This is a genomic window from Pseudoalteromonas sp. 11L1, from assembly GCF_055397545.1.
Map to the genome: position 1 here is coordinate 2,911,579 of NZ_AP041141.1, position 12,463 is coordinate 2,924,041.

Here is a 12,463-nt window from a genome sequence, read left to right on the forward strand (position 1 = left end):
CAAATAATATCCCTCTATTTGGATTGCCAGTGGTATACATAAATAGGCGTTTGGTAAAAATCTTTAAGCTTGATAAAGTTAGTTGGTTTACATGAAGGTAAAGCGAAGGTATTACTCACAATAGTGATTTTATTATTAACTTTTTCATGCTTTAACTTATCTTCAAGCGCTACCATACCACCAGGAAACAAGTAACATACCAAAGTAGACGCAGAACTAAGATCGGCATTTTTGAAGTCTTTACGATAGAGGGTAAGATTACCTAAACCCAAACTATATTTAAAAAGCACTGAAACCATCCAAGGAAACCAGGATAACTCATAGCCAATAACATGTTTATTAGGATAATTTTTAGCAACCGCTATAACGAGCGTCCCCCAACCTGAACCCAAATCAATTAATGCGCCTTTTTCATCCATGCTTATTGCATTAAGCATAGTTTGGCGCGCTTTGCTTGAGCTCATCATCGGTGAAATTCCCGTTTTTAGCGTGCTCCAAACAATAGATAAAGCGATTAGAAGAACTAAAAAGAAAAGTCCGATAGCAATAAAGTCCATACTAACTAACACCTAATAACGGTTGAATCATCATAATCTCACCTTATCGATTATTTGTTTCTATATAGTAAAACCATTACAAAGAGCACCGTTAGTATAAATTTATTTTATATTTAACAACTGTTTAAAATAAACCACAAAAAAAGCGCCATTTGGCGCTTTTTAGATTAGTAGCAAGGAATTAATGCTTACGCCCTACGCCGTTGCGCACCATGTCTTGGCCGCTTTGGAAAATCTCTTCGGTAATTTCACGTGCTAATAAAAGTTGTTGCTTGTCATCAAACACGGCTACAAAACGGCTGCCGTCAGCATTGTTAGTTGCCATACCCACGCCTGCTACGCCGGTTAAACCTAGGCCGCCGTTTTCAACTTGCAGTAAAAAACTTTCAAGTTCAGCGAGTGTATCGATTGCAGTTAGTTTGTTTTCCATTATGGTTACTCTGTGTGTTGCTCGCCATAGCGAGTCTGTAAATAATATGCAGTTATTTTACAGATCATAGTGGCAAACTTAAACCATCAAACATTAACCTTTATGCATTCCACGAATAGGGTAATTATTATCAGGGTTTTTAATCCAAGTTATACCTCGCAATAAAGTAGACAGATCTGGTCTTACAAATGGATTATTTGAGATATCAACAACTTGTACTGTACCGTGTTCATTCACTACATACACAGCAGGCTCAGCAAATAAATGGTCTGTTTCTTGAGCGTTGCGAGGTTGAGAAACATACAGCCCTAACGCATTCATTTGTTCAGGCTTTAATTCAAACGCAATGGGGTAACTCACTGATAACTTCTCTTTATGTGTTAACAACTGCGCTTCGCTGTCGGCCGATACAGCAATTAAAGAAACTCCAATGTCTTGTAATGACTGTTTAATTTCTTCTAACTGATTTAGATACTGCGTACACATAGGACAATGCCGGCCACGATACACAACCACCATTTGCCAAGCAGCGTCTTGCTGGACACGCCCTAACTCTACTTCGTTACTATTTAGTACAGGGCAATTAATCTTTGGGAAACGACTCCCCGGAAGAAGTTTATTTGTATACTGTGATGCATTAGTCATTGTGTTTCCTCTCAAAAGTGTGTACTTATATGTGCTTTAAAGCGCGCTAAGTCAGTATCTATATCGGCGTTTTTCATAACATCAAAACAAGCAATGGTAGGCATTGCTGTCATACCAAAAAACTTAAAGTTCATATGCATTGGGAACATTAAGTCGTCAACACTTTTACCATTAAAAAATTCTTCTGAATTGTTAAATGACTCCTCTGGTGCGTTAAATGTGAGTGACATCATATATTTAGTATCTTTAAGTGTGCCACCTGTGCCATAACCGCTTTTTGGGTCGTCCTGGTGACGACCATCGCCATTACACATGGCGCCACCCATACCGGCTGTATACACCTCGTCCATATATCTTTTAAACGAAAATGGCACGCCCATCCAGTTAATAGGTGATTGCAGTAAGACAACGTCAGCCCATTGATGAAGTGCTAATTGTGCCTCTACATCAATACTATCTGTCATAGTTACGGTTTTAACTTCATGGCCTTTTTCTATCAGTATCGATGATGCTACATCAACTAGGGTGGCATTTAATTTGCCCTCTGAAAAAGAATAATATTGGTGTGCATTTATAATGAGTACCTTGCTCATGTGATCTCTCCAAAAATAGTACAAAAATTGGTCTTTACTTTAATGTGGTATATAATAGTTACCTGAAGAATAGATTCAATTAGTATACTTTTAGTAACCACCCTATTTTAGAGGTTAAATTTTGGAAAGCTCTATAGAAACAGATAGTAAGGGAAGAAAAAAAGTTTTAAATGCCTGCTTAGAACCTTGTGCTATTGAAAAAGGAATGCGCTTAATTGGCGGGAAGTGGACAAGTTCTATTATTTATCACTTAAAAGATGAACCTGTTCGCTTTAATGATCTAACTCGAATGTTAGGTGGAGCGAGCAAAAAAATGATAGATCAACGTTTAAAAGAGTTAGAGGCCAATAAGATGGTTTTAAGGACGGTGATCAGCACTAGACCTATTGCTGTCACCTACGAGCTCACTGAGTTTGGGCGCTCTGCACTAGGAATTCTTCACGATCTTAGGGTTTGGTCTGAGTCTAATATTTTAGACTAATTAAAAATAAAAACCCCGCAGATGCGGGGTTTTATGTATTAGCTTTGCTTCATTGTGCCTTGTTGCTCAAGGCTGGTATGCCAGCTGAATGCCTCTTCTAAAATATGAGGCGTATGACCGCCACGAACACATGCACGCTCGTAGTAGTCAAGCATGGCGTTGCGATAATCTGGGTGTACACAGTGCTTAATGACTTCAATTGCACGTTCGCGTGGTGCTAAACCGCGTAAATCAGCAAGGCCTTGCTCGGTTACTAAAATATCAACATCGTGCTCGGTATGATCAACATGGCTTACCATAGGCACAACACTTGAAATAGCGCCACCTTTGGCAATTGATTTAGTTACAAACACCGATACATGCGCATTACGTGCAAAGTCGCCTGAACCACCAATACCGTTCATCATTTTAGTACCACATACATGGGTTGAGTTAACGTTGCCATATATATCAAACTCAAGTGCCGTGTTAATTGCAATAATACCTAAACGACGCACAATTTCAGGGTGATTCGACATTTCTTGTGGTCGAAGTACTAGCTTATCACGATACTTTTCAAGGTTATTAAATACTTGTGAGTTACAACGCTCTGATAAAATAATTGAACACCCTGATGCAAAATTAAGTTTACCCGCATCAATTAAATCAAAGGTAGAATCTTGTAGTACCTCTGAATACATAGTGAGGTCTTTAAAATCAGAGTCTAATAAACCCATCATTACTGCGTTGGCAATGTTACCTATACCGGCTTGTAATGGGCCTAGGTTTTCAGGCATACGCTCTTGTGCTACTTCTTCTTTAAAAAAGTTAACTAAGTGACGTGCAATAGAGGCTGTATCTGCATCTGGGTCGGTAACGGTTGAAAATGAGTCACTTTGATTGGTAAATACAATACCCACAATTTTAGCCGGATCAATTGGAATTGCAGTACTACCAATGCGGTCATCTACTTTCACTAGCGGCACTGGCGTACGTGTAGGACGATAAGATGGAATATAAATGTCGTGCAGCCCTTCAAGCTCTGGCTGGTGTAACATATTAATTTCTACAATTACCTGTTTGGCAAAAATAGCAAAGCTGGCTGAATTGCCCACTGACGTTGTAGGTACTATGTGGCCTTCTTCGGTAATAGCAACGGCTTCAATGACCGCTACATCAGGCATCGTTAACTGATGATTACGTAGCTGTTCAACAGTTTCAGATAAATGCTGGTCAATAAACATGACCTCACCGTTGTTAATCGCTTTACGTAATGTGCTGTCTACTTGAAATGGCATACGACGCGCTAACGCACCTGATTCAGTTAGTAGCTTATCTAAGTCGTTTCCTAATGACGCGCCCGTCATTAGGTTAATTTTCATTGGGTTTTCACGCACTCGCTCTGCAAGCGCACGTGGTACAGCTTTCGCTTCACCGGCACGAGTAAAACCACTCATACCCACGGTCATGCCGTCTTTAATAAATAAACTGGCCTGCTCTGCAGACATCACTTTGTTGTGTAAGTCGCTACGACGAATTCGTTCTAATTGCATTTGGAACCCCTTAAACCCCATTTTTATTTGGCGCTATTCTAAGTATTTCCTTATGCTTCGTAAGCTAGACCTAAGTCTCATTTACGCATTGTTGATATAAAAACATCGCGAAGCGTTTTAATTTTGTACACTTTATTACTTAACTTATTGGTGATAATAAGGTTAAAATACTAAAAAACGCATACAACTATTTAACTCACCGAGTTTAAAAACAAGCAAAACCAATTAAAATCAATAGCTTAAAATTTCAATCAGGAAGATTGAAATTTTTAATTGTATAAAAATTTAGCCGCGCTATGCGGAGCTTACAAAATAATAAACTGTTCATTCATTGGGCAGTAACCTTGTGAGGAATAGAATCCACAATTTAGGTATTAAGGAAAATACATGGATTTGTCTGACGAAGAAATTAACTTTTTATCTGGCTTATTTGAACCTAGTCAAAGTAGTGCATTAATCAATGAAACAAAGTTAACAGTACAAGCATCAATACCAGAGGGTATTGCGCATTTACTTGGTCAAGCTAAATTAACCTTATTAGCAGAAGTAGCCCACTACCAACTGTGGTTTCCACTTCAATTTAAAACCGATGAATTAGGCCATTTCAGTACCGTATTAGAAGCCCCCGAAGTAATTGACACTAAAGGTATTCAGCGCAGCTGGCGGTTGAGCGAATTAAATATCCAAAGCCAAGGCTTTTGCATTGAATCTATATCCAGCACAGGGATATTTTTAAAACCCACATCAATACATAGTGAGCTTGATGATTTGCAAAATATGCAATTTATTTTACCTAACGAAGCGGCGATATCATTAGATATAGAACCAGTTAGGCAGAGTAAGTGTGGCATAGCTGCTAAAATAAAACACATTCACCATGGTAAAGAGCAGCTAAGAGCGTATTTATTTGAAGTCCATAAACGTGAGTATTCAAGCTTATACCAGCTAGAGCACAAACAACAAAAATTGGAATTATCAAACTAAAAAAGCCACACAATGCGGCTTTTTAACTTATTTTATCGAGTGACTTTTACTTTAAGCGTTTGGCTATATCAGCTACACGTTCGCCGTATAAACGGGCCGTTTCTAAATCGCCTGATGGAATAGCAGATTCATCTGCATCAGTAGGTGATTGCACTAATACGCCAACTGAACCGCCTAAGTTATTGATGTCTTGACGAGTTGATTCCAGTTTATTGGCCGGTGGTAACCCTAGGCTTACCCAAATTCCACCATGTTGCGAAGCCAATGTTTGCATACTAATTAGAGTGACTTGTTTATCGCCATTTAGGCTGCCGCTATTAGTAAACCCGCCAAATATTTTGTCTTTCCACCCCATGGTAAACCATACTTTAGAGGTAGCATCAACAAACTTTTTAAACTGCCAAGGATATGAGCCCATATAGGTAGGTGCACCAAAAATAATGGCGTCTGCATTGTTTAACGTATCCCAATCGGCGTCTTTTATGTCGCCATTCTCATCGATTGCAATAAGCTGAGCGTTTGCTCCATCAGCTACAAATTCAGCCACTTTTTTGGTATGGCCATATCCCGAAAAATAAATAACCGCTACTTTACTCATGAACCTTCCTTTTGTTGTGATTTAATAAACACGCTTGTAACTATAGTATGGCCGCTTAATCTAAAATCAACTAAGCAGCGTGTTTAATTAAATTAGCTTGCGTGGCATTAAATTAAAAGGTACTCACTGCAATTTCTAAATTACTCACCGCACAGCCATACTGCGCAGCACTAATACGATGATATGCCGACTCAGGCGTGGTAGATAAACTAATAATAAACTCATCTTGCTGGCCAACAGCCGTTTGTTCTTGGCTAAGGCACATGGCTTGCGTTAAAGAGCGTAATTTGGCCTGCGTTAAAATGCTGCCAAAACGCTGAACTGGTAAAGGCGGTATTTTAATTGCTGGCAATGCTTGGCTAATACTGCGCTGACTTAAGGTAAAATCGTTATTTTTAATATCAATCACACTGCCCACAGGCCAGTAAGAGTAACTGTAGGTTTTAGTTTTAGTTTCAGCCTGAGCTTGCTCTGTTGATTTAACCATCACCACACCATTTTTACCAATTACGGTCATTAAATTGCCAGCTTCAGATTTAATCACCACTAAGGCTGTGGTTTCGTCTACACCAAAACCGAATGTCGGCTGAGCTTTGTTTGCGTTTAAGTCGTCGAGCAAAGTGCCTAGTCTTAATGTACGGTTTCGCTCGCTAAAGTGTGTATCGAGTACACCGTAACTAAATGTGCCTAAACCCCCAAAGCGGTTGTAAGTTAAACTATCGCTGTTTGAGCGTTCACTTGGGGCATCAATGGCTTGTGCGCCTTCTTTCAATGCCGACAAGCTAGTGCCATTGGTGATCATCACCACATTCCCGGCGTGGGCTTGCCCACCACTTTGCACCGCGGTACCTGCACTTGTGCCTACAACAACAGGGCGAGACTGTAATGCTTTTGTCCAAGGGTAAGGCTGATTATTTTCATCAAATAATACTTTTCGGGTTAAGCTTTGATCGCCGCCATTAAACATAATACCGGTGCTATTATTGATTAGCTCTACTAAAGCGTCGGTGCCTTTTTTACACAGTTTATATTCTGCTTGGGTACGATCAGGGTAAATATGCTCGCGTTGATATAGCCCCATTTCTGAGTGCCTAAGTGTGGTTAAATCATCACACTTATTGGTGGTTATTGCTTTAGCAAGCGCAGGGGTTAATGCAAGCCATTGCGAATTTACATTAGGGAAGCTTAGTAATCCTTCATAAAAATCAGCAGATTCATAAGGGTCTCTGCTTGAGGCGGTAATGGCTAGCATACTCGGGTTAGTATCATTAACTTTTAAACTTCCCGATATAAACTGCAAAATCTCTGTCGCTGCCGATTCGCTATTAAGCGCAGTATTTACCTGCTCTTTTAGTCGCTTGTTGTCGCTTTGGATTTGCGCTACTTCAAGCATATCTATTACAAAATTGTATTCTTGATCCGATAAACTATTGAGCTGTTTGCTATCAATATCGCGCCACAACCATAACAGTTCTTTTTTCGATAATGTGGGCGATGACTTAGCCTGCATTGTTGCTAAATTTTTAATAGTGTTATTTTTAGCTTGGCTATTTTTACTGGGCCATTGTTGCTTTATTTGGCTAATTTTAGTGTGAGAGAGCGCAAATACATTATGCGTTTTACCCGAGATCTGAGTATTTTTTTCACAGTTTTTAGAGCTTAAACTGGCACATGTTGTGAGAGCTCCACCCACTAAAACAAGAGTTTGATTAGACTCTTTTGCGCTTAACTGTAGCGAAAAAGCAATTAAAATTGAGTAAAAAGCGGTTATTATTCGCGATTTAACTAACCGCTTGTTTGGTAAATTTATTCGTTCCATTATGTTACACTCATGTAAAAAATTATAAGAAATAACTTGCGAGAGCGTCTCTCACTTGCTATAAAAAAAAGGAACTTTAAAACGCGAGTAAGCTAGCACCCATTTGCTAGCTTTGTCAAAAACCTTTTTGGAACGAGAATTATGTTTAAAAAAGCAACATTGCTTACAACATATTTCTACTCACCACACTACCTTTCGGAGTGGTTTGACGAGTAGCCCACCACCTCACTAATTTCTGTGAGGGGCTCAGCGTGTCATTTCACCATTGCCCTGTCTAAAAACCATAATAATTAAAGCCTTAAGAAATATTAAACCTATTTCTGCGCGCTTAAAAAGACAAAAGGTACTACAATGTTTCGTCAACTAACTATTGCGGCCACAGTAAGCGCTTTACTGAGCCCTGTCACTTGTGTGTATGCACAAGAAACTCAAACTAATACCAACATTGAACGAGTAGAAGTAACAGGATCTCGCTTAAAAGGCGTTGATCTGGAAGGCACTATTCCACTAACCGTGCTAGACCAAGATGCAATCAAACGCTCTGGCGCTAATACTATTCATGAATTACTCAAAGATTTATCTGTTTTTAAAGGCGGAAGTGGCACATTTTCAACCTCTGAAAGTGGCGGTACGTCTACCTCAACACCAGCGGGTCAATCAGCAGCGAGCTTAAGAGGCATGGGGCCATCAGCAACGCTTACATTAATAAATGGGCGAAGAGTTGCGCCTAGCTCATTTGCTGCAGGCACTGAAAACTTTGTAGATGTGAATTCTATTCCACTTGCGGCCATTGAACGTATTGATATTTTAGCCACCGGTGCATCAGCCGTTTATGGTGCCGATGCTGTAGCGGGTGTTATTAACTACATTTTAAAAGATGATTTTGAAGGCGCTGAAATCAATACTTCGTTTGCCGATAGCTTTGATCAACATGACGAAAGTAAAAAACAATTAAACTTAGTGTATGGTACAAAAATAGGCGAGAATAACTTAACGGTATTTGCAGATATATATGACCGTAACGCTTTTAAAGCGACCGATCGCGATTATACCGCCTCACCTTCATTAGTGAATGGTTACTCCTATTTACCTAAGCTGGAGAACTCACCTAATATTTATTATTTCAGCAGCCGAGATGGTAACGAACTTCCATCACCAAACTGCAAAACCGAATTAGTTACCACTGAATTTGGTGAACAAATTTGTGCTTACTATCCTAATCAAGATGACTACCTAGAAACGCCATTTGAAAGCCTTTCAACCGGCTTTATGTTTAATAGTGAGCTCGGTGGTCTACAATGGCACACTGACTTTTTTTACAGCCAGACCAAAGCTAAAGCGTATTCATCGCCCTCACCTATTAACCAAATTAATGATGACGACGGCCCGTATGTTTTAGAAGACGCCTTATTTATTTACGATAATGCCGATGGTAGTAATGATTTATTAGATCAACTTTATATTGACCCATTTGATACTCAAAGTGGCCGAGAAGTGTATGGCTTTGCGTTTGATGCGCGCTTTAATGCCCCAAGAACGGTGGAAGTAGAAACGAAAAACTTTCGCTTGGTAAGCAGTCTAAGTGGTGAAATTGGTGATTGGGGTTGGGAATCTGGTGTTACTCTCTCTCGATCACGTTCAGAGCAAGAAGCGATTGCAGGGGTATATAATCGTTACCAGTTTCATGGCGCGATTACAGGCGAGCTATGTTCAGACGGTACGTTGGCAAGTTATGACGGTACTGACTTAAATTGTGTATCTGGGGAGTTGCTACCTTTTTACAACCCTTTCCTTCAAGGCGACGCCGCTAATGATGCCGTTTTGGCAACAGCGCAAGCTCGCCCAACACGCAGTGGAGAAAGTACTGTTTACGGCTGGGATGCTAACTTTAATGGTGAACTATTTACCTTTAACGACCTACCAGCCTATGCCTCATTTGGGGTAGAAGCACGCCGTGAAGAGCTAAGCGACATTCCTTCGCTTAATTCACAAGCTCAAGCAGACAAAGACTACCTTGTTGATGTATTTGGCTTTGGCTCTAGCTTATCAGAAGCCGAGCGCACTCAATATGCCGCCTTTGCTGAATTAAGTATTTCACTGAGTGAGCAAATAGAGCTGCAAGCAGCGGGTCGATACGATCATTACGATGATTTTGGTGGCACCTTTAATCCTAAAATAGGTTTGAGCTATCGCCCGACTGATTCGTTAGTTGTTCGTGGTTCATGGTCAACCTCGTTTAGAGCACCATCATTAACTCAAGCTGGCGTTAAATTAAGAACCACGCAATCTACTTTTGACTGTGGTGCCAACCAAGCTGTAGCCGATTTATACTGTATGGGTGATGGCACCCAAGTGAGTGTTAATTCGTTAGAGTTAGGTAACCCTAATCTAAATGCAGAAGAATCTGAGGCTATCAGTGTTGGCTTTGCATGGAGTCCATCGGCTAATACTAATTTAACCATTGATTATTGGCAGTTTGATCATGAAAAAGTAATCGATACCAACATGACCGCAGTGCTCGACCGCGCTATAACTGATGCGTCACTTCGTCACTGTGGCATTGTCCCACCGGGCGAGCAAGGCATATCGTACGATGAAGCATTATGTGATGTCACCGACACCAGTGGTTTAAACATAGAGCAAGACGGCGCTAATTTAACTGAAATTTTAAGCAGTTATATAGATGAATTTAACCCACGTGATGACGAGCTATTTTTACCGTTGTTTCGCGATCATGCTATCCCACTTGAAAACACTGGGTCACAAACATTAGCAGGCATAGACTTTAAGTTTGACCATAGGTTTGTATTACCAAGCGGCGATTTGACCTTTGCGTTTGACGGTACTCATTACCTTGAGTTTGAACGTAATAAACCGGGGTCTGACTCGTTAGAGAAGTTGGTAGGAACTTATCGTTATCCTGAAAATGTTGCGCGTATGTCAATAGATTGGGAAGCGCAAAATTACTACCTTAACTTAGGTGCAAACTACACCAGCAGCTACGAAGATGATATAGAAGGCCTGCGTGGTCGTGAAATTGATGAGCTAGATTCGCTTGGCGTATTAGACTCAAAAGGTGAGCATCAGGTTGATGACTGGCTCGTTTGGGATTTATCAGCGGGTTTTTATGTTAATAAATCGCTGACTTTACGCGCGCGCATCAATAATATTTTTGATAAAGAGCCACCCACTCTTTATGGCTCAAGCCGTGGCTTTGATTCAATTAATCATAATGCCCTAGGTGCTAATTATAAATTAAGTATTAGCTACCGTTTTTAACCACTTAGCCGCAAAGCAAACGCTTTGCGGCCTTCCTTTTATTACTGGTCATGGCTACAGTGACACTGCCTATTAAGTGCTAAAGTACGTTTAAGCGTTTATTTACGCATCAACACAATGACCTTTTATTAAAGTGAAATTATGAAACAAAAACAATTTTCTATGCCAGATGCAAGCATCATTTTGCTGTGTGTGGCAGTGGTTGCCTATATGGCCACGGTATTTATTACCCCTGGGGTATTTAATGCAGAATCTGGTAGCCACACTGTGCAGCTTTCACAATATCAAGCCGTTAACGACCAACAATCACCACCTGTTTTTGCACAAGGTGGCGACATTGGTTTAGCAAATGTATTGTTTGAAGGCTTAGTGTCGGGTGATAAATATGGTGCAGCTATTGGCGTAATGGCGTTTATTTTAATCACTGGCGGTGCCTTTGGCATTATTATGAAAACCGGTGCGATTAATAACGGCATTATGGCACTTATTAATAAAACCAAGCGGGTTGAATGGCTGTTTATTCCCTTACTGTTTTTACTATTTTCGTTAGGCGGCGCGGTATTTGGTATGGGCGAAGAGGCTATTGCATTTTGTATTGTGCTGCTCCCTATTATGCAACAACTTGGCTACGACGCTAAAGTCACTGTACTTACAACTTACGTGGCCACGCAAATAGGCTTTGCCACCTCATGGATGAACCCTTTTAGTATTGCTATAGCGCAATCGATAGCTGAAATCCCAGTATTTTCTGGTGCGGGCTTTCGTATGTTAGCGTGGGCTTCTTTTACCCTTGTAGGCCTCGTGTTTACAATGCGCTATGCAAAACGGATAAAAACACAATCCCAAAAAACGGGTGATCAGCCAACGATTAAACTCAGCCTAGCCGATGCACTCACATTATTAGTGTTTGTATTGGGCATAGCTTGGGTCGTATGGGGGGTGATGGCGCGCCAATATTATATTCCTGAGCTTGCTGCACAGTTTTTTTGTATTGGCCTTATCAGTGCAATAATTGCCATCGTGTTTAAAAAGCTAACCGCGAATGAGTGCGCGGATGCCTTTAAACACGGTGCACAAGAATTATTGCCAGCGGCGTTATTAGTCGCACTGGCTAAAGGCATTGTATTACTATTAGGGGGTAGTGATTTAACCACTCCCTCAACTCTCAACACCCTGCTTTATTACTGTGCAAGTAGCATAGCCAGTGTGCCAGATTACATTGCAGCTTGGGGAATGCTGGTGTTTCAAAGTGTATTTAACTTTTTTGTTTCATCGGGTTCAGGGCAAGCTGCCATCACTATGCCGTTAATGTCTCCACTTGGCGATTTGCTCAATGTATCAAGGCAAATTGTAGTATTGGCCTTTCAATTAGGTGATGGATTAACCAACATTTTAATTCCCACCTCAGCTAGTTTAATTGGTTGTTTAGGGGTCGTGAAATTAGATTGGGGAGAATGGGCTGCGTTTATTTGGCGCTTTGCTCTAGCACTTTTTGTATTAGCAAGCGGCTTTATATTTCTTGCTTACTTTATTAATTATCAATAA

Annotated in this window: 11 protein-coding genes; 4 read left to right on the plus strand and 7 right to left on the minus strand. The window is 40.4% G+C overall.

Annotated features, from left to right (window positions below):
• Nucleotides 1–14: 14 nt before the first annotated feature.
• The 4 genes from ACZ5WS_RS13580 to ACZ5WS_RS13595 form a co-directional block, all read right to left on the minus strand.
• The gene (locus ACZ5WS_RS13580) at nucleotides 15–557 is read right to left on the minus strand and encodes a hypothetical protein (RefSeq protein WP_464709128.1); all 543 of its coding nucleotides are present in this window, start codon (nucleotides 555–557) and stop codon (nucleotides 15–17) included.
• A gap of 181 nt (nucleotides 558–738) precedes the next feature.
• A complete protein-coding gene (locus ACZ5WS_RS13585; protein WP_008114111.1) occupies nucleotides 739–987 on the minus strand; it encodes a hypothetical protein in 249 nt (82 codons plus the stop codon).
• 93 nt (nucleotides 988–1,080) lie between these two features.
• Complete coding sequence (locus ACZ5WS_RS13590; protein ID WP_464709133.1) at nucleotides 1,081–1,632, minus strand: redoxin domain-containing protein; 552 nt, start codon at nucleotides 1,630–1,632, stop codon at nucleotides 1,081–1,083.
• A gap of 11 nt (nucleotides 1,633–1,643) precedes the next feature.
• A complete protein-coding gene (locus ACZ5WS_RS13595) occupies nucleotides 1,644–2,225 on the minus strand; it encodes an NAD(P)H-dependent oxidoreductase (RefSeq protein ID WP_109874855.1) in 582 nt (193 codons plus the stop codon).
• A 121-nt stretch (nucleotides 2,226–2,346) separates the two neighbouring features.
• Between ACZ5WS_RS13595 and ACZ5WS_RS13600 the strand changes: the two genes are divergently transcribed.
• On the plus strand, nucleotides 2,347–2,706 hold the full coding sequence (locus tag ACZ5WS_RS13600) for a winged helix-turn-helix transcriptional regulator (RefSeq protein WP_010392830.1): 360 nt from the start codon (nucleotides 2,347–2,349) through the stop codon (nucleotides 2,704–2,706).
• 38 nt (nucleotides 2,707–2,744) lie between these two features.
• Here ACZ5WS_RS13600 and ACZ5WS_RS13605 read toward each other — a convergent pair whose 3' ends face one another.
• Complete coding sequence (locus ACZ5WS_RS13605) at nucleotides 2,745–4,238, minus strand: acetyl-CoA hydrolase/transferase family protein (RefSeq protein WP_464709140.1); 1,494 nt, start codon at nucleotides 4,236–4,238, stop codon at nucleotides 2,745–2,747.
• Between the two features lie 387 nt (nucleotides 4,239–4,625).
• Between ACZ5WS_RS13605 and ACZ5WS_RS13610 the strand changes: the two genes are divergently transcribed.
• Nucleotides 4,626–5,222 carry a hypothetical protein gene (locus tag ACZ5WS_RS13610; RefSeq protein ID WP_464709144.1) on the plus strand — a complete coding sequence of 199 codons (597 nt, stop codon included), beginning with the start codon at nucleotides 4,626–4,628 and terminating at the stop codon, nucleotides 5,220–5,222.
• A 46-nt stretch (nucleotides 5,223–5,268) separates the two neighbouring features.
• Here the strand turns inward: ACZ5WS_RS13610 and ACZ5WS_RS13615 are convergent, their stop codons facing one another.
• Both ACZ5WS_RS13615 and ACZ5WS_RS13620 read right to left on the minus strand, forming a co-directional pair.
• A complete protein-coding gene (locus tag ACZ5WS_RS13615) occupies nucleotides 5,269–5,820 on the minus strand; it encodes a flavodoxin family protein (protein ID WP_464709148.1) in 552 nt (183 codons plus the stop codon).
• Nucleotides 5,821–5,932: 112 nt separating this feature from the next.
• Nucleotides 5,933–7,639 (minus strand): cyanophycinase, encoded by a 1,707-nt coding sequence (locus ACZ5WS_RS13620; protein ID WP_464709150.1) that lies wholly within the window; start codon nucleotides 7,637–7,639, stop codon nucleotides 5,933–5,935.
• 351 nt (nucleotides 7,640–7,990) lie between these two features.
• On the opposite strand from ACZ5WS_RS13620, the gene ACZ5WS_RS13625 reads away from it, so the two are divergent.
• Both ACZ5WS_RS13625 and yfcC read left to right on the plus strand, forming a co-directional pair.
• Nucleotides 7,991–10,918, plus strand: a complete 2,928-nt coding sequence (locus tag ACZ5WS_RS13625) for a TonB-dependent receptor domain-containing protein (RefSeq protein WP_464709154.1) — start codon at nucleotides 7,991–7,993, stop codon at nucleotides 10,916–10,918.
• Nucleotides 10,919–11,059: 141 nt separating this feature from the next.
• Complete coding sequence (gene yfcC, locus ACZ5WS_RS13630; RefSeq protein ID WP_464709157.1) at nucleotides 11,060–12,463, plus strand: putative basic amino acid antiporter YfcC; 1,404 nt, start codon at nucleotides 11,060–11,062, stop codon at nucleotides 12,461–12,463.